This window comes from Streptomyces sp. NPDC127119 (genome assembly GCF_042677425.1).
In the GTDB taxonomy this organism is placed as follows: Bacteria; Actinomycetota; Actinomycetes; order Streptomycetales; family Streptomycetaceae; genus Streptomyces.
The window spans coordinates 1-20,749 of record NZ_JBHXTO010000045.1 but is presented as its reverse complement, the minus strand read 5'-3'; the positions used below and the strand labels follow the sequence as shown (position 1 = coordinate 20,749).

General features: G+C 70.5%; 19 protein-coding genes and 1 tRNA gene. 8 read left to right on the top strand and 12 right to left on the bottom strand.

Translation table 11 applies throughout. The annotated features are described in order from the left end of the window. Window positions 1-76: 76 nt before the first annotated feature. Genes ACFVH5_RS20655 through ACFVH5_RS20645 form a run of 3 tightly spaced genes read right to left on the bottom strand, consistent with a single transcriptional unit; the run spans window position 77 to window position 3,485 of the window. A complete protein-coding gene (locus ACFVH5_RS20655; RefSeq protein ID WP_385835092.1) occupies window positions 77-967 on the bottom strand; it encodes an SDR family oxidoreductase in 891 nt (296 codons plus the stop codon). Next, a complete protein-coding gene (locus ACFVH5_RS20650) occupies window positions 964-1,890 on the bottom strand; it encodes an alpha/beta fold hydrolase (protein ID WP_385835091.1) in 927 nt (308 codons plus the stop codon). The genes ACFVH5_RS20655 and ACFVH5_RS20650 overlap by 4 nt, the downstream gene beginning before the upstream one ends. Next, the gene (locus tag ACFVH5_RS20645) at window positions 1,887-3,485 is read right to left on the bottom strand and encodes a flavin-containing monooxygenase (RefSeq protein ID WP_385835090.1); all 1,599 of its coding nucleotides are present in this window, start codon (window positions 3,483-3,485) and stop codon (window positions 1,887-1,889) included. The genes ACFVH5_RS20650 and ACFVH5_RS20645 overlap by 4 nt, the downstream gene beginning before the upstream one ends. Before the next feature lie 166 nt (window positions 3,486-3,651). On the opposite strand from ACFVH5_RS20645, the gene ACFVH5_RS20640 reads away from it, so the two are divergent. After that, entirely contained in the window at window positions 3,652-4,275 is a 624-nt protein-coding gene (locus ACFVH5_RS20640; RefSeq protein ID WP_384811110.1) for a MerR family transcriptional regulator, read from the top strand. 92 nt (window positions 4,276-4,367) lie between these two features. Here ACFVH5_RS20640 and ACFVH5_RS20635 read toward each other — a convergent pair whose 3' ends face one another. Beyond that, on the bottom strand, window positions 4,368-5,249 hold the full coding sequence (locus tag ACFVH5_RS20635; protein ID WP_385835089.1) for an exodeoxyribonuclease III: 882 nt from the start codon (window positions 5,247-5,249) through the stop codon (window positions 4,368-4,370). Between the two features lie 59 nt (window positions 5,250-5,308). Here ACFVH5_RS20635 and ACFVH5_RS20630 point away from each other — a divergent pair, with 59 nt between their 5' ends. Together ACFVH5_RS20630 and ACFVH5_RS20625 are read left to right on the top strand one after the other, a co-directional pair. Beyond that, window positions 5,309-5,785, top strand: a complete 477-nt coding sequence (locus ACFVH5_RS20630; RefSeq protein ID WP_385835088.1) for a GNAT family N-acetyltransferase — start codon at window positions 5,309-5,311, stop codon at window positions 5,783-5,785. A gap of 8 nt (window positions 5,786-5,793) precedes the next feature. Further along, the gene (locus tag ACFVH5_RS20625) at window positions 5,794-6,102 is read left to right on the top strand and encodes a hypothetical protein (RefSeq protein WP_385835087.1); all 309 of its coding nucleotides are present in this window, start codon (window positions 5,794-5,796) and stop codon (window positions 6,100-6,102) included. Between the two features lie 107 nt (window positions 6,103-6,209). Here the strand turns inward: ACFVH5_RS20625 and ACFVH5_RS20620 are convergent. From ACFVH5_RS20620 to galU, 7 genes are all read right to left on the bottom strand, one after another. Next, a tRNA-Ala gene (locus ACFVH5_RS20620) sits at window positions 6,210-6,283 on the bottom strand. Window positions 6,284-6,391: 108 nt separating this feature from the next. After that, window positions 6,392-7,861, bottom strand: a complete 1,470-nt coding sequence (glpR, locus tag ACFVH5_RS20615) for a gephyrin-like molybdotransferase receptor GlpR (RefSeq protein WP_385835086.1) — start codon at window positions 7,859-7,861, stop codon at window positions 6,392-6,394. A 177-nt stretch (window positions 7,862-8,038) separates the two neighbouring features. Continuing rightward, entirely contained in the window at window positions 8,039-8,698 is a 660-nt protein-coding gene (locus ACFVH5_RS20610) for a GNAT family N-acetyltransferase (RefSeq protein WP_384811106.1), read from the bottom strand. After that, window positions 8,695-9,315, bottom strand: a complete 621-nt coding sequence (locus ACFVH5_RS20605) for a molybdenum cofactor biosynthesis protein B (protein ID WP_385835085.1) — start codon at window positions 9,313-9,315, stop codon at window positions 8,695-8,697. The genes ACFVH5_RS20610 and ACFVH5_RS20605 overlap by 4 nt, the downstream gene beginning before the upstream one ends. Further along, window positions 9,312-9,791 (bottom strand): cyclic pyranopterin monophosphate synthase MoaC, encoded by a 480-nt coding sequence (gene moaC, locus ACFVH5_RS20600; RefSeq protein ID WP_189774961.1) that lies wholly within the window; start codon window positions 9,789-9,791, stop codon window positions 9,312-9,314. Before moaC ends, ACFVH5_RS20605 begins: the two co-directional genes overlap by 4 nt. 73 nt (window positions 9,792-9,864) lie before the next feature. Beyond that, the gene (gene glp, locus ACFVH5_RS20595) at window positions 9,865-11,187 is read right to left on the bottom strand and encodes a gephyrin-like molybdotransferase Glp (protein WP_384810990.1); all 1,323 of its coding nucleotides are present in this window, start codon (window positions 11,185-11,187) and stop codon (window positions 9,865-9,867) included. Between the two features lie 4 nt (window positions 11,188-11,191). Continuing rightward, window positions 11,192-12,094, bottom strand: a complete 903-nt coding sequence (galU, locus tag ACFVH5_RS20590; protein ID WP_385835084.1) for a UTP--glucose-1-phosphate uridylyltransferase GalU — start codon at window positions 12,092-12,094, stop codon at window positions 11,192-11,194. A 94-nt stretch (window positions 12,095-12,188) separates the two neighbouring features. On the opposite strand from galU, the gene ACFVH5_RS20585 reads away from it, so the two are divergent. Continuing rightward, window positions 12,189-12,803 carry a 5-formyltetrahydrofolate cyclo-ligase gene (locus ACFVH5_RS20585; RefSeq protein WP_385835083.1) on the top strand — a complete coding sequence of 205 codons (615 nt, stop codon included), beginning with the start codon at window positions 12,189-12,191 and terminating at the stop codon, window positions 12,801-12,803. Between the two features lie 77 nt (window positions 12,804-12,880). Here ACFVH5_RS20585 and ACFVH5_RS20580 read toward each other — a convergent pair whose 3' ends face one another. Further along, window positions 12,881-15,679 carry a penicillin acylase family protein gene (locus tag ACFVH5_RS20580; RefSeq protein ID WP_385835082.1) on the bottom strand — a complete coding sequence of 933 codons (2,799 nt, stop codon included), beginning with the start codon at window positions 15,677-15,679 and terminating at the stop codon, window positions 12,881-12,883. Between the two features lie 231 nt (window positions 15,680-15,910). On the opposite strand from ACFVH5_RS20580, the gene ACFVH5_RS20575 reads away from it, so the two are divergent. The 4 genes from ACFVH5_RS20575 (at window position 15,911) to ACFVH5_RS20560 (ending at window position 20,588) form a co-directional block, all read left to right on the top strand. Then, window positions 15,911-17,437, top strand: coding sequence for a potassium/proton antiporter (locus tag ACFVH5_RS20575; RefSeq protein WP_385835119.1), 1,527 nt, complete (start codon window positions 15,911-15,913; stop codon window positions 17,435-17,437). A gap of 437 nt (window positions 17,438-17,874) precedes the next feature. After that, on the top strand, window positions 17,875-19,218 hold the full coding sequence (locus tag ACFVH5_RS20570) for an MFS transporter (RefSeq protein WP_385835081.1): 1,344 nt from the start codon (window positions 17,875-17,877) through the stop codon (window positions 19,216-19,218). Window positions 19,219-19,287: 69 nt separating this feature from the next. After that, the gene (locus tag ACFVH5_RS20565) at window positions 19,288-19,638 is read left to right on the top strand and encodes an FmdB family zinc ribbon protein (RefSeq protein ID WP_385835080.1); all 351 of its coding nucleotides are present in this window, start codon (window positions 19,288-19,290) and stop codon (window positions 19,636-19,638) included. Window positions 19,639-19,745: 107 nt separating this feature from the next. Next, window positions 19,746-20,588 carry an S-methyl-5'-thioadenosine phosphorylase gene (locus tag ACFVH5_RS20560; RefSeq protein ID WP_385835079.1) on the top strand — a complete coding sequence of 281 codons (843 nt, stop codon included), beginning with the start codon at window positions 19,746-19,748 and terminating at the stop codon, window positions 20,586-20,588. The last annotated feature ends 161 nt before the right edge of the window (window positions 20,589-20,749 follow it).

Sequence of the window (20,749 nt, the reverse complement as noted above, 5' to 3'; positions counted from 1 at the left end):
TTCACTCCCGTTTTGGGTGAGGGGGTTGGGCCTCGACCAGAGTTACACGCACGGACATCGCGCGCATTTCGGTCAGTCACGGTCGGTGACGCACCGTGTTCCGACCTGTCTCGTCCGCCTCCCCGCCCGCACCGACGAGCCCCGTCCCGATACTCCCCAGCCGTGGTGCGAACCGCCGCATCTCCCGCTGCCCGACCGTTCCGATGAGCGCGGGGAGGTATCCCCGTACCCCCTGCATCCCGCGCAGCCACCACTGCCCGTACACGTGGCTGGACCTCCGCTCGATCCCGGCCACGATCCGGTCGACGGCCGGCCCCAGCGGGTACGTCTTGTTGGCGGGCCACGGCAGCCGCTGGCGCAACTCCCGCATGACGTCGTCCTGGTCGGCCCCGCGCACCATGTCGGTGTCGGTCCAGGAGAGGTACCCGACCCCGACGCGTACGCCCTGGTGGCCGACTTCGGCCCGCAGGCTGTGCGCGAACGCCTCGACGCCCGACTTGGACGCCGTGTACGCGGTCATCATCGGCGCGGGCGTGATCGCGGCGAGCGAGGCGATCTGGAGCAGATAGCCGCGGCTCTCCTGGAGGACGGGCAGGAAGGCGCGGGCGGTGACGGCCGATCCGATGAGGTTCACCTCGATGACCCGCCGCCAGGCCACCGGGTCGGAGTCGACGAACGGGCCGCCGTTGGCGACCCCGGCGTTGGCGACGACGATGTCGACCTTCCCGAACCGCGCCTTCACCTCGCGCGCGACCTCGGCCATGGCCTCGTGGTCGGTGACGTCGGCGTGCCAGTACCCGCTCTCGCCGTGCAGCCGCTCGGAGACGCCCTTCAGTTCCTCGGGTTCGAGGCCGACGAGCGCGACGGTGGCGCCGCGGGCGGAGAGCTTGCGGGCGAGGAGTTCCCCGACACCCCGCGCGGCCCCCGTGACGACGGCGACCTGTCCTTGAAGACCGACCCTGCTCATGCGCCCTCCTTGATCACTGCGTATGTGGCGACGAGTGCCCGGATCCGGGTGGTGACCAGGTCGGGCGCCTCGATGGGGGTCATGTGCCCGATGCCGGGCAGTTCGGTGGAGCCGACGCAGTGCGGCAGCGCGGCGACCAGGGAGCGGGCGTGCACGGGGGGCGTCAGCCGGTCCGCCGTACCCACGACGACCTCGGCGGGGACCTGCAACTCCCGTACCGCGTGGTCGAGATCGAGCAGGTCGAGCACCTTCGACCAGGAGTGGCGCACCTGCCGGGGACACGCGTGCACGATCCGCGCGCACGCGTCGACCATGGCCGGCGCCGAACCGGGTCCCATGGTCGCGTACTTGAGGATCCGCCGGGCGAGCGGTGTGACCGGTCCGAGCGGCGCCCGCGATCCGAGGATCTGCTTGGTGAGCCAGGTACGCGACCGTCCGGCCCGCATCGGGAGTACGAGCGACTCGGCGACCAGCCGTGAACTGCCCGTGCTGCACAGGAGTACGGCGGCGGCGTGCTCGCGGAACCCGGCCCGTTCGGACGCGGCGATGAGCGTCATGCCGCCCATGGAGTGCCCGACGAGAACGGCCTTCTCGTCGGGCGCGAGGGTGGCCGCGAGCACCGCCTCCAGGTCGTCGGCGAGCCCGTCCGTGCTGCAGGCGGGGCCGGCGGGGCTGCGCCCGTGCCCGCGCTGGTCGTAGACGATCACCCGGTGGTCGGCGGCGAGTTCCTGTATCTGCGCCGCCCAGAAGGCGGTCGAGCACGTCCAGCCGTGCGCGAGCACCACAGCGGGGGCGGCCGGGTCGTCGACGGCTCCGTGCACCTCGACGTGCAGCCGTGCCCCGTCGGCGGAGACCGCCGTCAGTTCGCGCGCGGGGACGGGCAGCGCGTAGGGGCCGGAGGCCTCGCGCGTCAGTCGGCTCATGCTTCTGCCTCGGCCTTCTTCTTGGTACGGGCGGCCGGTGTCGCGGACTGCGCGGCCGATGCCGGTACGAATCCGGATTCGGGTTCGGATTCGGGAGCGGGTGTGCGTGTGGGCGTGGGTACCGGTGGGCGGATCAGGTCGTACTCCGCCAGGTCCACGTGCCTGGTCGCGCCGCGGAACTCCGTGGTCGTGCCCGGCCAGACGGTCGTGTTGACGCCGTTCTCGTCGAGGTACCAGCTGTTGCAGCCGCCGGTGGACCAGACCGTACGTTCCATGCGTCGCTGGACGCGGTCGTTCCAGGCGTCGACCGCGGCGGGGCGTGCGTCGAGGGCGGCCCGGCCGCCGAGCACGTCCAACTGCCGTACGTAGTCGGCCATGTAGTTCAGCTGGGACTCGATCATCAGGATCATGCTGGAGTTCCCGAGGCCCGTGTTGGGGCCGATGATCGTCATCCAGTTGGGGAACCCGGCGGCGGTCGCGCCCCGCAGCGACCTCATGCCGGACGCCGACCACGCCTCGGCGAGCGTCCGGCCCTCCGCGCCGACGACCCGGTCGGCGATGGGCATGTCGGTGACATGGAATCCCGTACCGAAGACGATCGCGTCGACCTCGGCCTCGCTGCCGTCGGCGGCGACGACGGTGGAGCCGCGGACCTCGCGCAGTCCGCTCGCGACGACGTCCACATTGGGCTTCGCGAGGGCCGGGTAGTACGTGCTGGACAGCAGGATGCGCTTGCAGCCGATGCGGTACGACGGGGTCAGCTTGGCCCGCAGTCCCGGGTCCTTGACGGCCCGGAACATGTTCCGCCTGGCGATCTGCTCGACCAGCCCCAGCTCGTTCGGACGCTTCGTGAACGCCTGGACCTGCAACTCCCGGATGCCCCACAGGAGTCCGCGCCGCAGCCGGGCCGTGACGGGCAGCGTCCGGTGCAGCAGCCGCTCTGCGCCGCTGACGGCCCGGTCCATGCGGGGCATCACCCAGGGCGGGGTGCGCTGGAAGAGGGTGAGTTTCGCGACCTCGGGCTGGATCGCCGGCACGATCTGGATGGCCGAGGCCCCGGTGCCGACCATCGCGACCCGCTTGCCGCGCAGGTCGTAGTCGTGGTCCCAGCGGGCCGAGTGGAAGACCTTGCCGGGGAAGATGTCGAGCCCCGGGACGTCCGGCGTCTTCGGGTCGGAGAGCGGCCCGGTGGCGGACACGACGAGGTCGGCGGTGAGGGTGCCGCTGCTGGTCTCGATCACCCAGCGCAGCCGCTCGATGTCCCAGGTCATGAGCTTGACCTCGGAGTTCAGGCGCAGATGCGGCCGCAGTCCGAAGGTGTCGGTGACGTGCTCCAGATAGGCGCGGATGTGCTCCTGCCCGGAGAAGGTGCGCGGCCAGTCGGGGTTGGGCGCGAAGGAGAACGAGTAGAGGTGGGACGGCACGTCGCAGGCGCAGCCGGGGTAGCTGTTGTCGCGCCAGGTCCCGCCCACGCTGCCGGCCCGTTCCAGGACGACGAAGTCGGTGACGCCCTCGCGGCGCAACCGCACGGCGGCTCCCAGCCCGCCGAAACCGGAGCCGATCACCGCCACCCGTACATGTTCGTGCTCGGTCATCCCGATGCCTCCATGCCGCGTCCATGCCCCGTACGACCGCGCCAGTGAACACTGGCGCAATGGGGAGACTAGAGCAGCTCCGTACTCATGGGTAGGGGTTGCACGCAGGAAAGTTACCGGCGGTACGACATAGGGTGCCGATGTGGCGGACAAGCGGGAGTACCGAATGGAGGAGCTGGCCCAGCAGGCCGGCATCACCGTGCGCACGCTGCGCTTCTACCGTGAGCGGAAGCTGATCCCGCCACCGCGCCGCGAGGGCCGCATCGCCTGGTACGACGAGGACCACCTCGCCCGGCTGCGTACGATCGCCGCCCTCCTGGAGCGCGGCCACACCCTCAACGGCATCGCGGAACTGGCCGAGGCGTTCGACCACGGCCGTGACGTGGGCGAACTGCTGGGGCTCGGCGTACCCACCGAGGAGACCCCGGTCCGCCTCTCCCCCGAGGAACTGGCCGACGTCTTCGCGGGCCAGGCCACCTCGGAGAACCTCGCCGCGTCCCTGGACCTCGGCTACCTCGCCACCGACGGCACGGACATCGTCCACATCAGCCGCCGGCTGCTGGACACCTCGGCGGCGCTCGTCCGCGAGGGCATCCCGCTCGCGGACATCCTCGCGGCCGCCCGCCGCGTACGCGAACACGCCGACGCCCTGGCGGAGTTGTTCACCGACCTGGTCCTCACCGAGGACCGCACCCCGGAGGACCTCCAGCGCCTGCGCCCCCTGGCGAAGAGCGTGGTGGAGGCGGAACTGTCGATGGCACTGGACCGGCGCCTGCAGAAGCGGCCGTGAACCCCGGGCAGGGGTCCGGCCGGGTCCGGCCGGCACCGACCGCGAACGAGGGTCAGCGGTCGTGGACGACGGTCACCGGCCGCGGATCACTGTCATCGCTCATAGACGACGGTCACCGGCGCGTGGTCCGACCAGCGCTCCTCATGAGTGGCCGCCCGCTCCACGAAGGCCTTGACGGCCCGGGCCGCCAGTCCGGGTGTGGAGACCTGGTAGTCGATCCGCCATCCCGAGTCGTTGTCGAAGGCCCGCCCGCGGTAGGACCACCACGAGTACGGCCCGTCGACGTCCGGGTGCAGCGCGCGTACGACATCCACGTACCCGGCCCCGTCACCGCCACTGTCGCCGCTGCCCTCGGCCTCCGCCTTCACCTCGGCCTCGGCCTCGACCTCGGCGAAGACCTTGCCCAGCCACTCCCGCTCCTCCGGCAGGAAGCCGGAGTTCTTCTGGTTGGCCCGCCAGTTCTTGAGGTCGGCCGGCCGGTGGGCGATGTTCCAGTCGCCGCACACGACGACCTCGCGCCCCTCGGCGGCGGCGCGCACGCGCAGCCCCTTCAGGTAGGCGAGGAACTCGTCCATGAACCGGATCTTCTCGTCCTGCCGCTCGGTCCCGACCTCACCGGAGGGCAGGTACAGGCTGGCGACGGTGACGCCGGGCAGGTCGGCCTCGACATAGCGCCCGCTGCCGTCGAACTCGTCCGATCCGAAGCCGACCTGGACGCGGTCGGGCTCGCGGCGCGTGTAGAGGGAGACGCCGGCCCGTCCCTTCGCGGCGGCGGGCGCGTGCACGACGTGCCAGCCGTCGGGCTGCCGTACGCCCTCCGGGAGCTGCTCGGGCTCGGCCCGTACCTCCTGGAGGCACAGCACGTCGGCGGAGGTCTCCGCCAGCCACTCCACGAAGCCCTTCTTGGCGGCGGCCCGGAGCCCGTTCACATTCACAGAGGTCACAGTGAGCACCCCGGCACGATACCGGCACACTGGACGAGCACAGCGCACCGCTCCCTTCCCACCTACTGCATAGAAGTACGATACTCAGCATGGATATACGCCGGGTCGCCTTCGACCACCCCGACGCCGTCAAGCTCAACGACGAGGTGCAGGCCGAGTACGCCGTGCGCTACGGCGACGAGGGCGATGTCACCCCGCTCGACCCGTCGATGTTCGAGCCGCCGCTCGGCCTCTATCTGATCGCGTACGACGCCGGGGACCGGCCCGTGGCCACCGGCGGCTGGCGCACCCAGGACGAGAACGACGAGGGCTACTCGGACGGCGACGCCGAGCTGAAGCGCATGTTCGTGATCGGGGAGGCCCGCGGCAACGGCCTCGCCCGCCGCATCCTCGGCGACCTGGAGGCGGACGCGCGGGCGGCGGGCCGCACCCGCATGGTCCTGGAGACCGGCAACAAGCAGCCCGAGGCCATCGCCCTGTACGCGTCCAGCGGCTACGAGCCCTGCGTCAAGTTCGGCCACTACCGCTTCCACGACGACAGCCGCTGCTTCGCGAAGCGACTGTGAGGAGCCGTATGTCGCAGGTGACGGGCGAGCGCACCGCCGACCCGTGCCCCCGATGCTCCGTGGAGGCGGTCCGCAGGGGCAGCCCCACGTCCGCCGGGGGACGTGAGGTGGTCGGCTACACCTGCGACCGCTGCGCGCACACGTGGTCGCGGCCGGTGGAGACCGACGTGGACGTCTACGACATCGTCAGAGTGGACCTCCCGGACGTCACGCTCTACGGCACCGTCTGGCAGGTCCAGACGGACCGCGTCCAGGTCCGCGGCACGGGCGGCGCGTGGCTGCGCTGGGTGGAACGCTGGAGGGTCATCATCTACTGACCCCACCCGACGCGAGCCATCCACTCCGGCCGCCGCGCACCCCCGACCCACCACGCAACACCAAAGAACCCCCGCCGGATCTCCCCGGCGGGGGTTCTGAGCTGCGGTGGACCTGTGGGGATTTGAACCCCAGACCCCCTCGATGCGAACGAGGTGCGCTACCAGACTGCGCCACAGGCCCTTGCAACGAGTGAAACTCTAGCATCCTCATCAGGGTGCTTGGAAATCCGTTCCCGGTGGCTCTCCCGCTGGTCAGGGGCAGGGCCTCCGGTGGGGTTCTGAGGTGCCGTCACTCGTTGGCGGCGCGCGGCCGGTCGCCGTCCTCGTACTGGTCGAAGAGGGGCGTGCGGCCCCGTTCGCGGGCCCGGCGGGCCGAGGCCGCGCGGCGGGCGTCCGCGGCGCTGCCCGAGCTGTCGTCCACGTCGTCCCCGTCGAGATCGCCCAGTTCCTCCTGCGCCTCGGCCGCTTCGGCTGCTTCCGCCGCCTCGGCCGCGTCCGCCTCCGCCGCCGCGCGGTCCGCGTTCGGCTCGGCCGTGCTGGACCGGGCCGAGCTCCACGCGTCGGGCGCGCCCAGGTCGACGTCGGAGGTCGCCCGCGGGGCGACCGGCGCCGTCACGTACGTCGGCAGGGGCACCGGGACGGGGTCCCAGCTCTCACCGCGCGCGGGGCCGTTGCGGCGCTCGCGCTGCTGGTCGACCCACTCCGCGTGATCGGTCTGCTCGACGAGGGCACGGCGGTCCGCCGCGAGCGCCGACATCCCGGGATCGGTGTCGGGCTCGGGTCCGTCCTCCGGCTCGTCGGCGGCGCCCGGGTCGCCCGGGGGCCGCCGGCGCGGCTGCCGCTCGCGCAGTCGCTGCGCCGCGGCCTCGGCCTGCCTGCGGTCCATCACGTACGTGAAGCGCCGACGCTCCTGGGAGCGCAGATACGCGATGTAGATGCTCAGCATCACGGCGGGCACCGCGGGCGCCCACAGGAACGCCAGTCCGCCGACGGCCGCGACGATCGCACCGAGCGTGAAGGCGACGAAGAGCATGACGGTCGTACGCCGTCGGCGCGCGAGCACCTTCGAGCGCCGGGCGCGGGCCGCGGCCTCCGCCGCGGTGGCCCGTCGCGCGGGGGACGACGACGTCGTGCCGTTCGACGCCTTCGAAGCGCTGGACGTCTTCGAGGCGCCGGACGTCTTCGAGGACTTGGCGCCCTGCTGGGGCACGGGGCGGGCGCCGGGCTTGGGGGCCGTCGCCGCCGCCTGCCGTGCCGCCTGCCGCGCTTCTTGTTCCGACGCCTGCTGCAGCGCCTGCTGCTTGGCGGCCTGCCTCGACGCCTGCGCCTGTCTGGAAGCCTGCTGCGCCTGAGCCTGCGCGTGCTGGGCCTGTGCGTGCTGGGCTTGCGCCTGGGCGTGCTGGGCTTGCGCCTGGGCGTGCTGCGCTTCGGAGCGTGCCTCCCGGGCGTCTCGCGCCCCGTCGACGTTCGCCCGTACTTCACGGCGCGTCGGAGGCATGGCGAAGGCCCGGACGTCCACCGAGTCGGTGACGCCGTCCGGGTCGGCGCGCTGCTCCCCCTCTTCGGTGGAGCGCGCCTGCAGGTCCTTGGCGTATCGGCGCTCCATTCCCGCTCGTCCGGACAGAAGCCGGATGGCGGTGCTGAAGCGTTCCGTCGGACGGGCCTCATTCAGCTCGTCCTGCCTACGGAGCCACATCGGCACCAAGTAGGCGGCCCAGGCCCCGACAATGACTGCGTAGATGAGGCCGCTGCTGCTCACGCCTCACACGGTAGAGGGGTTTGCATGAGGCCATCTGCCAATTGAGCCGGTGTGTCGCACGATCTGGCTGATATTTCGAGCTTTTTTTGTGACCGATGCGATCAGCAGGCCGCCGAGAGCACGAAATTAATGCCCGCGGATGGTCGATCGCCGATCATTTTCGAACACCTATTTCATTTACGCGGTGTTCCGGGGCGTGTCCCTAGGTGAGTTTTCGGACGCGTTCCTCGTGTGGGTCCGCCGCCAGCGGGCCAGCAGTCCTTCGGGGATCTCCTCGGCCGTGAGGGCGAAGACGAGGTGGTCGCGCCAGGCTCCGTCGATGTGGAGATAACGCGGACGGAGACCTTCGTCACGGAATCCGAGTTTCTCGACGACCCGCCGACTGGGTCCGTTCTCGGGCCGAATGCAGACCTCGATGCGGTGCAGACCAACGGTTCGGAAGCAGTGGTCGGACACAAGTGCCACGGCTGTCGGCATCACTCCGCGTCCGGCGACGGCCTCGTCCACCCAGTAGCCGATATGGCCCGAACACATGGAGCCCCAGGTGATTCCGGCGACCGTCAGCTGTCCGACGAGCCGCCCCTGGTACTCGATGACGAACGGCAGCATCCGCCCCGCGTTCGCCTCGGCGCGCAGGTGCCGGACCATCTGCCGGTACGTCGGCCGGTGGGCGATCGGCCCGCTGGGTGTGGGCGGCGGAATGGTCGCCTCCCAGGGGCGCAGCCAGTCCCGGTTGCGCCGGTTGACGTCACGCCAGGCTCGCTGGTCGCGCAGCTTTATGGGCCTGAGGACCACATCACCGTGCGCCAGCTCGACCGGCCAGGATGGGCTGTTCAGCTCGCACCCCCACTGCCGCCGGGTCTGGGGTGGTCGCCGCCGCGCAGCTGGTCGACGGCGTGGATCAGAAGGGGTTCGAGGACGGCCAGACCGTCCTTGACACCGCCGGTGGAGCCCGGCAGGTTCACGATCAGCGTCCCCTCGGCGACCCCGGCGAGGCCCCGGGAGAGCGCCGCCGTGGGCACCTTCTCCCGTCCGAACGCCCTGATGGCCTCGGGAATGCCCGGCACCTCGTACTCGATCACGTTCCGCGTGGCCTCCGGCGTGCGGTCGGTGGGCGAGATGCCTGTGCCGCCGGTGGTCACGATGACGTCGTAGCCGGCCTGGACGCCCACCCGCAGCGCGTTCTCGACGGGGTCCCCGTCGGGAACCGCCCAGGGGCCGTCGACGGCGAAGCCGAACTTCACGAGGCCCTCCGCGATCAGGGGCCCGCCCCTGTCCTCGTAGACACCCGCCGCCGCGCGGTTGGAGGCCGTCACGACGAGTGCGCTGTACGGGGCGGTCAGCGCACCTCCGATCGCCGGCTCGGCCGGTGCCGCCGGTGCCGCCGGTGCCGCCGAGGCCTTCGGCGTCTCAGGGATCTCAAAGATCTCTGGGGTCTCAGGGGTCTTCGTCATGGCCGGCTCCAGTCGCCCGACTTGCCGCCCGTCTTCTCCTCCACGCGCACGTCCGTGATGACCGCTCCCTTGTCGACAGCCTTGACCATGTCGATCACGGTGAGAGCCGCGACGGTGACCGCGGTGAGGGCCTCCATCTCGACGCCCGTGCGGTCGGTGGTCTTCACGGTGGCCAGGATCTCGACGGCGTCGTCCGCGACCGACAGGTCCAGCTTGACACCCGACACCGACAACGGGTGGCAGAGCGGGATCAGATCCGGGGTGCGCTTGGCGCCCATGATGCCCGCGATGCGCGCGGTGGCGAGGGCGTCGCCCTTGGGCACCCCCTCGCCGCGCAGCAGCTCGATCACGCGGGGCGAGACGAGGACGCGGCCGCTCGCGCGCGCGGTGCGGGCCGTCACGTCCTTCTCGGACACGTCGACCATGCGGGCGGCACCCGCCTCGTCGATGTGGGTCAGTCTGTCCTGCGTGCTCATGCCGTACTCATGCTGTGGCGGCGCTCCCGGTCGTGCCTGTCGTGCGCGACACGGTACCCCCAACCCGGAGCTCTCAGCCCAGGAGGACCACGTCGACCTCGGTGCCGGTCTCCACGGACTCGACGGTCTCCGGGACGACGATCAGCGCGTCGGCGTGCGCGAGGGCCGCGATCAGGTGGGATCCGGCGCCGCCGACGGGCCTCACTTCCCCGTCCGCGTACCGGCCGCGCAGGAATTGACGGCGGCCCGCGGGCGAGGTGAGCGACTTCTCCGTACGGAGTGTCGCCCGGATGGTGGGCCGGTGGACGTCGTCCAGGCCGGCCAGGGTGCGGATCGCGGGGCGCACGAACAGCTCGAAGGACACGTACGAGGAGACGGGGTTGCCCGGGAGGGCGAGCAGCGGGGTGTGGTCGGGGCCGATGGTGCCGAAGCCCTGGGGCTTGCCGGGCTGCATGGCGAGCTTGCGGAACTCGATGCCGCCGCCCGCCTCGTCCTCGTCGCCGACCGAGGAGAGCGCCTCCTTGACGACGTCGTACGCGCCGACGCTGACGCCGCCCGTGGTGACCACGAGGTCGGCGCGGATGAGCTGGTCCTCGATGGTGGCGCGCAGGGTCTCGGCGTCGTCGGCGACGGCGCCCACCCGGTAGGCGATCGCTCCGGCGTCCCGGGCCGCGGCGCACAGCGCGTAGCTGTTGGAGTCGTAGATCTGGCCGTTCTCCAACTCGCCGTCGGGCTGGACGAGTTCGCTGCCGGTGGACAGGACCACCACGCGCGGGCGGGGGCGGACGCGGACGGTCCCCCGGCCGATCGCGGCGAGCAGGCCGATCTGCGGCGGGCCGAGGACGGTGCCCGCGGACAGGGCGCGGTCGCCGGCCTGCACATCGCTGCCCTTCGCGCGCACATGCGCGCGTGCTCCCGCCGGGCGGTGGACGTGCACCTGTCCCGAGGCGCCTTCGGGGGACGTGCTGCGGGCGCGCATCCCGGAGACGGGGCCCTCGCCGAGGCCGCCGTCGGTCCACTCCACGGGGACGACCGCTTCGGCGCCGGGCGGCAGCGGGGCGCCCGTCATGATGCGGGCGGTCTGGCCGGGACCCACGTGGAGCAGTTCGGACTGGCCCGCCGCGACGTCGCCGACGACCGTGAGGACCGCCGGGTACTCCTCGCTGGCGCCCGCGACATCGGCGACCCTGACCGCGTACCCGTCCATCGAGCTGTTGTCGAAGGGCGGCAGGGACACCGGCACCATGACGTCCTCGACGAGGACACAGCCCTGGGCGTCGAGGAGTTGCAGCTGGATGGGGTCCAGGGGCCGCACGGTCGCGAGGATGTCCTCCAGGTGCTCGGTCACCGACCAGAGGTGGTCCTGGCCGGTGGCACGGGTCGCGGCGGTGCTCAAATTGCTACATCTCCTCGGTGACGTAACTGCGAAGCCAGGCCCGGAAGTCCGGGCCCAGGTCTTCACGTTCGCACGCGAGTCGGACAATGGCACGCAGGTAGTCCCCGCGGTCACCGGTGTCATAGCGGCGGCCCTTGAAGACGACGCCGTGCACGGGGCCGCCGATCTTCTCGTCGTCCGCGAGCTGCTGGAGGGCGTCGGTGAGCTGGATCTCGCCGCCGCGGCCGGGCTCGGTCGTGCGGAGTATGTCGAAGACGTGCGGGTCGAGGACGTACCGGCCGATGACCGCGTAGTTGCTGGGGGCGTCCGCCGGGTCGGGCTTCTCGACGAGGCCGGTCACCTTGACGACGTCGCCGTCCTCGGTGACCTCTACGGCCGCGCAGCCGTAGAGGTGGATCTGCTCGGGCTCGACCTCCATGAGCGCGATGACGCTGCCGCCGTGCTGCTCGTGGACGTCGACCATGCGCTTGAGCAGCGGGTCGCGCGGGTCGATCAGGTCGTCGCCGAGGAGTACGGCGAAGGGCTCGTTGCCGACGTGCGGGGCGGCGCACAGCACGGCGTGGCCGAGGCCCTTGGGGTCTCCCTGGCGGACGTAGTGCATGGTGGCGAGGTCGCTCGACTCCTGCACCTTGGCGAGCCGGCCGGCGTCACCCTTCTTCTGAAGGGCCGACTCCAGCTCGTAGTTGCGGTCGAAATGGTCCTCCAGCGGGCGCTTGTTGCGGCCCGTGATCATGAGGACGTCATCGAGGCCGGCGGATGCGGCCTCCTCGACCACGTACTGGATCGCCGGCTTGTCCACGACCGGCAGCATCTCCTTGGGAGTGGCCTTGGTGGCCGGCAGGAACCGGGTACCGAGACCTGCTGCGGGGATGACAGCCTTGCTGATCCTTGGGTGCGACTGAGTCATGCCCGACACCATATCCGGTGCCTTTGTAGTGAATCTGTGGCTCCGGTTAATTCGCTCTCATATGAGCGCATTATGAAGGGTACGAGACAAGTCTATGAGCCACCTGGGACCTGAAGAGGACTCTGCCAAGCGTTCGTTGCGGCGGGAGATCCTCACGGTGAGGGACAGGTTGACGGCCGATGACGTGCGGGAGACGGAGGCCTCTCTCGGGGCCCGCGCACTGGAGCTTCCCGAACTGGCGCGTGCGCGCACGGTGGCGGCGTACGTCTCCGTGGGGAGCGAACCGGGCACCCGTGCGCTCCTCGACGCGCTCCACGCGCGCGGTGCGCACGTGCTGCTCCCCGTGCTCCTCGCGGACAACGACCTCGACTGGGGCACCTACGGCGGACCGGACTCGCTCGTGCCCGTCCGGCACGGGGGCAGGATGACCCTCCTGGAGCCTGCGGGCACCCGCCTGGGCCCGGAGGGCGTGCTCGGCGCCGACGCCGTGCTGCTGCCGGGGCTGGCCGTGGACGGGCGCGGGATGCGGCTCGGCCGCGGCGGCGGATCGTACGACCGGGTGCTCGCGCGGCTGGAGCGGGCGGGCGCGGATCCGGCCCTGGTGGTGCTGCTGCACGACTCCGAAGTGGTGGGCCACGTACCGGAGGAGCCGCACGACCGGCCGGTGCACGCGGCGGTGACCCCGTCGGGGGTTCACCGGTTCCGCTGACCCGGCCGGAACGCACGGGTACGTGAAAGGGCCCTCCACGCGTGCGTGGAGGGCCCTTTCGGCTTCGGCGACGCCAGTCAGGGTTTCAGCACCAGCGTGTCCGACGTGGCCTTGCCGACGGCCCGGTCCGAGGAGACCCACGGGAGCAGTTCGCCCTTGACCCACTTGCTCGTCTGGTCGATGTAGTGGGCGCTGTACGCGTGGCCGGAGGCACCGGTCAGGTTGATCCACTTGGACTTGTCGAAGTTGTCGAGGTTGACCACCATGCGCATCGACGGCACCCAGACCACCGAGTAACCGCCCGCCGCGTTCCAGCCGGTGGCGTTCACCGCCGCCTCGCCGCCGCCCATGTTGTACGGGCCGCGGTTGAGCATGTACTTCAGGAAGCCGGGGCCTTCGGTGCCCAGGGTCTGGTTCTTCAGGTACAGCCGGTGCAGGCGGCCCCAGCTCCAGGTGTCCAGGTCCTTGCCGAGCTTGGCGGTCAGCTCCCAGCGGGCGTCCGCGAGGGCCCGCCCGAAGAGCTCGTCACGGGTTTCGACGGCCTTGTCGGTACGCGTCTTGGGCGCCGACCACCAGTCGTTGTCCTCGTCGTCGAGGATCTTGCGCACCACCTCGAACCAGCGGTCGCCGCCGTCCGGCTGGGCGCTGTCCGCGTCGCGCTGGCCGCACTCACGCACCTTGTCGTCCTCGTCGTCGACCGGGCCGGTGGAGTCGGTCGGTTCGACGTACAGGCACTGACCCTTGACCCGCAGCTCCTTGGGGAGCTTGTTGCCGAAGGCGAGCTTGAGGATGTTGCGCCAGGTCGCGTTGAAGTACGCGGCGGCGGCCGAGTCGGCGTCCTGGGTGTAGTTCCAGCCCTCCAGGAGCTTCTGCGCCTCGCGGACGTCCTTGTCGGGCACGTCGATCTTGAGCAGCTTGGGCACCAGCAGCTTGGCGATCTCGCTGCTGTTGTCGAGCTGCATCTGGCGCATGTCGTCCGTGGAGACCTTGCCGCCGTTCTTGATCTTCGACGCGATGAGGTCGGAGATCCGCTGGCTGCGGGTGCCGTAACCCCAGTCCGTGGTCAGCGTGTACGGGTACTTGTCCTTGTCGACCACGGCCTGGTTGGCGGTCACGATGTAGCCGCGCTCCGGGTTGTACTCGCTGGGGAGTTCGTCCTGGTCGATGTAGCCGGTCCAGCGGTACTTGGAGTCCCAGCCCGGGGACGGGAGCGAGCCGTCGCCCTCGCCGCGGATCGGGATCCGGCCGGGCAGCTGGTAGCCGATGTTGTCGTCGCGGTCCGCGTAGACGAGGTTCTGCGAGGGGACGTCGAAGAGGGTGGCCGCCTTGCGGAAGGACGTCCAGTCGGTCGCCTTGTTGATCGCGAAGACGGCGTCCATCGAGGTGCCCGGGTCCAGCGCGGTCCATCGCAGGGCGATGCCGTAGCCGTCGCCGCGGTCGGGGGCGGCGCTGTCGACACCGGCCTTCTTGCCGACCTTCACGAGCTCGTCGTCGCGGTCGGACAGCAGCGGTCCGTTGTTGGTCTCCCGGACGGTGATGCTCTTGCTCGCACCGCCCGCGACGTCGATCTTCTCCTTGCGGGTGGTGAAGGGCAGCACCTTGTCGTCGTACTCGTAGCCCTCCCCGGTGAGCTTCTCCAGGTAGAGGTCGGTGACGTCGGCGCCGGAGTTCGTCATGCCCCAGGCGATCTCCTTGTTGTGGCCGATGATCACACCGGGCATGCCCGCGAAGGTGTATCCGGAGACGTCGTACTGGCACTTCTCGGAGAGGCTGTTGCAGTGCAGGCCCATCTGGTACCAGACCGACGGGAGCGAGGGCGACAGGTGCGGGTCGTTGGCCAGCAGGGGCTTGCCGCTGATGGTGTGGGATCCGCCGACGACCCAGGAGTTGGAGCCGATGCCGTTGCCGTTCACGCCGACGGCCTCGGGGACGTCGTCCAGCACGCCGTAGAGGCCCGACAGCTGGCTCTCCAGCCCCGCGGGGGCCTCGGTGCCGCTCGTGAGCCCACTGCCCGCCACGGACTGCGTACCGCCGGTTCCCGTGCCCGTTCCGGTGCCGGTTCCCGTACCCGTGCCGGAGTCGGTGCTGTCCTGCGAGTACTGGCCGGTGACGGTGTCGTACCGGCCCTCCTGCACGATCGGCTTGTTCCGGTCGTACGGGTACTGCGGGTACAGGTCGGCGATCTGCTTCGGGCCGAGCCTGCTCGTCATCAGGGAGCGGTCGATCTCGTCCTGCATGTTGCCGCGCAGGTCCCAGGCCATCGCCTTGAGCCAGGCCACGGAGTCGACCGGGGTCCACTCCTTGGGCTTGTAGTCGTTGGTGAAGCCGAGAGCCGCGTACTCCAGGGAGATGTCCGCGCCGTCCTTGCCCTTCAGGTAGGCGTTGACCCCCTTGGCGTACGCCTGGAGATACTTCTTCGTCCCGGCCGACAGCGTGGTCCTGTACTCCTTCTCGGCCACGCGCTGCCAGCCGAGCGTGCGCAGGAACTCGTCGTTGTCGACCTGGCTCTCGCCGAACATCTCGGAGAGCCGGCCGGCCGTCATGTGACGGCGGACGTCCATCTCGTAGAACCGGTCCTGCGCCTGGACGTAGCCCTGCGCCATGAACAGGTCCTCGTCGGTCGAGGCGTAGACCTGCGGGATGCCGTAGCCGTCCCGCTTCACGTCCACGGGCCCCGACAGACCGTCGAGGGTGATGGAACCCTTGGTCTGTGGGAAGGAGGCGCGGACGGTGCTGATGCTCCAGAACGCCCCGTAGGCGACACCGCCGACAATGGCCAGAACCAGGACGATCAGGATCAGACGGGCTCTGCGCCCCTTCTTCCTGCCGGACTTGCCGGGCTTCTGACCGGAAGATGCGGTGGTGTTGGGGGGCATCGCTGTCCTTGCTGTCCTCACGCGAGCGGCAGACGGGCTTGTCCATTTGACTGAACGCTGGAGCAACCATAGGCGCAGGGCCAACCCCGGCTTGACGCGGTGTCGGGTACCCGAGCGGACGAAAGTTCGATCTTGCCCTGGCAAGCGTCAAGAAAGCGTCAAGAGTTAGGTAAGGTAACGAAGTAGTTGCGCTGACGAAACCGATCGGGCCGAGCCACTCGGAACAGCAGGATCGGAACGACGAGAAGGGAACAGCCGCTGACTGTCCACCACCTCAACCAGCTCTTGCTCGTCTGCTCGCTCGTTCTGCTCGTCGCGGTGGCAGCGGTTCGGATCTCCTCGCGCAGCGGACTGCCCAGCCTGCTCGTCTACCTGGGCATCGGCGTCGCCATGGGCCAGGACGGCATCGGTGACGTCCACTTCGACAGCGCCGAACTGACCCAGGTCATCGGATACGCGGCCCTGGTCGTGATCCTCGCCGAGGGCGGTCTGGGCACGAAGTGGAAGGAGATCAAGCCGGGACTCCCGGCCGCCTCCTCACTGGCGATCGTCGGTGTCTCGGTGAGCGTCGGCGTCACGGCGACGGCCGCCCACTATCTGATCGGGCTGGAGTGGCGGCAGGCGCTCATCATCGGCGCGGTGGTGTCCTCCACGGACGCGGCGGCGGTTTTCTCGGTACTCCGGAAGGTGCCCCTCCCCTCGCGCGTGACGGGCATCCTGGAGGCCGAGTCGGGGTTCAACGACGCCCCGGTCGTCATCCTCGTCGTGGCGTTCTCCACGGCCGGTCCGGTGGATCACTGGTACCACCTGATCGGCGAGATAGCGCTGGAGCTGGCCATCGGAGCGGCCATCGGGCTCGCGGTGGGCTTCCTGGGGGCGTACGGGCTGCGGCACGTGGCGCTTCCCGCCTCCGGGCTCTATCCGATCGCGGTCATGGCGATCGCGGTCACCGCGTACGCGGCCGGGGCGCTGGCCCACGGCAGCGGCTTCCTCGCCGTGTATCTGGCGTCGATGGTGCTCGGCAACGCGAAGCTGCCGCACTGGCCCGCCACCCGCGGCTTCGCCGACGGGCTCGGCTGGATCGCGCAGATCGGCATGTTCGTCCTGCTCGGTCTGCTCGTCACCCCGCACGAGATGGGCGACGACATCTGGCCGGCGCTCGTCATCGGCCTGGTGCTGACCATGGGGGCCCGACCGTTGAGTGTCGTGGTGGCCCTGCTGCCGTTCCGCATGCGCTGGCAGGAACAGGCCCTGATGTCCTGGGCCGGACTGCGCGGCGCCGTGCCCATCATCCTGGCGACGATCCCGATGGTGAGCGGCATCGAGGAAAGCCGTCGCATCTTCAACATCGTGTTCGTCCTTGTCGTCGTCTACACCCTCGTGCAGGGGCCGACGCTCCCCTGGCTGGCCCGGAAACTGGGGCTGTCCACATCCGACTCCGAGACCGCCGACCTGGGGATCGAGTCGGCGCCCCTGGAGCGGCTGCGCGGACATCTGCTGTCCGTCGCCATCCCGGACGGGTCGAAGATGCACGGCGTCGAGATCAACGAGCTGCGGCTGCCCGCGGGGGCCGCGGTCACGCTGGTCGTACGCGGTGGAGAATCGTTCGTTCCGCTTCCCGCGACCGTGCTGCGGCGCGGCGACGAACTGCTCGTCGTGGCGACGGACCCCGTCCGGGACGCCGCCGAGCGACGGCTGCGGGCGGTCGGGCAGGGCGGAAAGCTGGCGGACTGGCTGGGGACCGGCGGGGATCGCTGAGCGCGGGGCGGGTCGGCGGGGTCGGGGGGTTGGCGAGGTCGGGGGTTGGCGGGGCCGGAGGTTTGCGGGGCCGGGCCTGACGGGGCCCGGAAGTCTGACGGGGCTGGGGCTTGGCGCGGGCCAGGGGTTTGCGCGGGCCGGGGCTTGGCGGGGCCCGAAGCTTGGCGGGGGCCGGGGGCGGTGTGTTGTGAAAGCCAGGCTTCGGGGTGAGAGGTGCTGGTTTTCACAGGTCCGGCTTCTGTGGGGCCTGTATCATCAAGGCACACTTGATCGAACCAACTCTGCCTGACGCAGTGCTGGCGCGACCGTATGGCGGCCGCGGTGCCCCTCTCAGCGGGCGGCCCGGTATCTACCGCAGTTCCGCGCAAGAGGACAGCTCTCGGCGCCCCGCGCCCCGCCACAGGGGCCGCGCTACCAGGCGGCAGAAAGGCACGGCCGTGGCATCCACGGTCACCCAGGAGACCGGCGGGACTCCGGATTCCTCCGGAACTCCGGCCACTACGGGAACTCCGGCCGCCAAGCGCCCGGGGTACGGGCAGCTGCTGCGCACCCGCGGCGCCTGGACGTTCCTGCTCCCCGGCTTCGCCGCGCGCCAGCCGTTCGCGATGCTGACCATCTCCATCGTGCTCCTCGTGCAGCACACCACCGGCTCGTACGGGACCGCGGGCGCCGTCGCCGCCGTGACCGGTGTCGCCATGGCCCTGTTCGCGCCGTTCACCGGCCGTCTCGCCGACCGGCACGGCCAGCGGGCCGTGCTGCTCCCCGGGGTCGTCGTGCACGCGCTGGCGGGCCTGTCCCTGACCGCGCTGGCCCTCGCCGACGCTCCCCTGTGGGCCCTGTTCGCCGCCGCCGTGCCGACCGGTGCCTCGGTGCCGCAGGTCGGGCCCATGGTCCGGGCCCGCTGGGGCGCCAAGCTCCAGGGCTCGCCCCTCATGACGACCGCGGCGGCCTTCGAGTCCGTCACGGACGAACTGACCTTCGTGTTCGGACCGCTCCTGGCGACCGCGCTGTGCACGGCCGTGGATCCGGCTGCGGGGCTGCTCACGGAGGCCGCGCTGACGTTGGTGGGCGGCCTGCTGTTCGCCGCTCAGCGGGGCTCCCAGCCGTCTGTGGGTGCGCAGGTGCGGGGCGGTGACGGACAGCACGCACGCGTGAAGGCCGTTTCCGCGCTCGCCGTCCCCGGTGTGCGGGTGCTGGTCGTCGCCTTCCTCGGCATCGGTGCCGTCTTCGGCGGCATGCAGGTCTCGCTCGCCGCGTTCAGCGAGTCCATCGGCGAGCCCGGTCTGAACGGCGTCCTGTACGGGACGTTCGCCGCGGGCAACATGCTCTCCGGCATCGTCTGCGGCGCGATCGCCTGGAAGGTGGCCCCGCGCCGCCGCCTCCTCATCGGGTACGCGGCCCTGGCACTGACCGCCTCCGGGCTGTGGGCGGCCCAGTCGGTGGTCGTCCTCGCCGGGACCGGACTCGTGGTCGGCATGTGCATCGCGCCCGCCCTGATCACCGGCTACACGCTGGTCGACGGGCTGGTGCCGGTGGGCGCCCGCACGGAGGCCTTCACCTGGCTGACCGGCGCGGTCGCACTCGGCCAGGCGGCCGCCGTCATGATCGCCGGACAGCTGGAGGACCGCCTCTGGGACGGGGCCGGTTTCCTGGTCCCGATGGGCGGCACGCTGCTCGCTCTGGCAACCCTCGTGGGCCTGCGTTCGCGGCTCGCTCCGCCGGCCGTGAGCCGTACCGTCGCACGTGGCGTGGGTCACCGCGTGCCGGTGACAGTGGACTGATCCCGAGGAATAGGTCAGTATGGACCGTCGTTAGCACTCACTGAGTGAGAGTGCCAGGAGGAAGACACAGTGCCGACCTACCAGTACCAGTGCACCGAGTGCGGCGAAGGCCTTGAGGCGGTGCAGAAGTTCACCGATGACGCCCTGACCGTGTGCCCCAACTGCAGTGGCCGCCTGAAGAAGGTGTACTCCGCAGTAGGCATCGTCTTCAAGGGCTCCGGTTTCTACCGCAACGACAGCCGCGGCTCGTCGTCGAGCAGCAGCCCCGCTTCGGCGTCGAAGTCCTCGGGGTCGTCGTCCGAGTCGAAGCCGTCCGGTTCGTCGGACTCCAAGTCTTCGTCGTCGTCCTCGGATTCGAAGTCGTCGTCGTCGTCGAAGTCGTCGTCCACGAGTTCGTCCTCCGGCAGCAACGCCGCCTGACGCGTTCTCGCGCCTTTTCTTACGAAGACCCTGTCGTCGCGCTTCACGCGCACGGCGGGGTCTTCGGCGTTCTCCGGCTCCCTGAGGGCCCGGCTAGGGTGCCGGTCATGGCGAACACGGAGAACGTCGAGATCGGCGTCATCGGCGGGTCGGGCTTCTACTCATTCCTCGACGACGTGACCGAAATACAGGTGGACACCCCCTACGGGCCGCCCAGCGACTCCCTCTTCCTCGGCGAGATCGCCGGGCGACGGGTCGCCTTCCTCCCCCGCCACGGTCGCGGGCACCATCTGCCGCCGCATCGCATCAACTACCGGGCCAACCTGTGGGCGCTGCGTTCCGTCGGCGCGCGGCAGGTGCTCGGGCCGTGCGCCGTGGGCGGGCTGCGCCCCGAGTACGGGCCCGGGACTCTGCTCGTGCCGGACCAGTTCGTGGACCGTACGCAGTCCCGGGCGCAGTCGTTCTTCGACGGGGTGCCGGTGGCCGGTGGCAGGACGCCGAACGTGGTGCACGTGTCCTTGGCCGACCCCTACTGCCCCGTCGGGCGCGAGGTCGCGCTCGCGGCGGCGCGTGGGCGGGAGTGGGAGGCGGTGGACGGCGGGACGCTCGTCGTGATCGAGGGGCCGCGCTTCTCCACCCGTGCGGAGTCCCTCTGGTACCGGGCTCAGGGGTGGTCCGTGGTCGGTATGACCGGCCATCCGGAGGCGGCGCTCGCTCGTGAACTGGAGCTCTGCTACACGTCGATGACGCTGGTCACCGATCTCGACGCGGGTGCCGCTGCGGGGGAAGGTGTCTCGCACGACGAGGTGCTGAAGGTGTTCGCGGCGAATGTGGGGCGGTTGCGGGGGGTTCTGTTCGACGCGGTTGCGGGGCTGCCGGCGGGGGGTTCGCGGGATTGTTCGTGTGCTTCTGCGTTGGGTGGGATGGATCCTGGGATCGCCTTGCCGTAGGGGGCCTGGGGGCGTTGGGGGCGCCGGGGTGTTGCCGGGGGCGTGGGCGGCGTGGGAGGGCGTGGGTGGTGGGAGCGGGCCGTGCCGGTACGTCGAGTCCGCCGCCCCCGTGCATACGGCTCTTGGTCGGAGGGTCTGACTTTTTTGCGGGAGCCCTACGC

Excerpts from the sequence above, each read along its gene's own strand:
- ACFVH5_RS20655 (WP_385835092.1), bottom strand. The coding sequence starts at position 967 with ATGAGCAGGGTCGGTCTTCAAGGACAGGTCGCCGTCGTCACGGGGGCC.
- ACFVH5_RS20650 (WP_385835091.1), bottom strand. The coding sequence starts at position 1,890 with ATGAGCCGACTGACGCGCGAGGCCTCCGGCCCCTACGCGCTGCCCGTC.
- ACFVH5_RS20645 (WP_385835090.1), bottom strand. The coding sequence starts at position 3,485 with ATGACCGAGCACGAACATGTACGGGTGGCGGTGATCGGCTCCGGTTTC.
- ACFVH5_RS20640 (WP_384811110.1), top strand. The coding sequence starts at position 3,652 with ATGGAGGAGCTGGCCCAGCAGGCCGGCATCACCGTGCGCACGCTGCGC.
- ACFVH5_RS20630 (WP_385835088.1), top strand. The coding sequence starts at position 5,309 with ATGGATATACGCCGGGTCGCCTTCGACCACCCCGACGCCGTCAAGCTC.
- ACFVH5_RS20625 (WP_385835087.1), top strand. The coding sequence starts at position 5,794 with ATGTCGCAGGTGACGGGCGAGCGCACCGCCGACCCGTGCCCCCGATGC.
- ACFVH5_RS20605 (WP_385835085.1), bottom strand. The coding sequence starts at position 9,315 with ATGACGAAGACCCCTGAGACCCCAGAGATCTTTGAGATCCCTGAGACG.
- moaC (WP_189774961.1), bottom strand. The coding sequence starts at position 9,791 with ATGAGCACGCAGGACAGACTGACCCACATCGACGAGGCGGGTGCCGCC.
- galU (WP_385835084.1), bottom strand. The coding sequence starts at position 12,094 with ATGACTCAGTCGCACCCAAGGATCAGCAAGGCTGTCATCCCCGCAGCA.
- ACFVH5_RS20585 (WP_385835083.1), top strand. The coding sequence starts at position 12,189 with ATGAGCCACCTGGGACCTGAAGAGGACTCTGCCAAGCGTTCGTTGCGG.
- ACFVH5_RS20580 (WP_385835082.1), bottom strand. The coding sequence starts at position 15,679 with ATGCCCCCCAACACCACCGCATCTTCCGGTCAGAAGCCCGGCAAGTCC.
- ACFVH5_RS20560 (WP_385835079.1), top strand. The coding sequence starts at position 19,746 with ATGGCGAACACGGAGAACGTCGAGATCGGCGTCATCGGCGGGTCGGGC.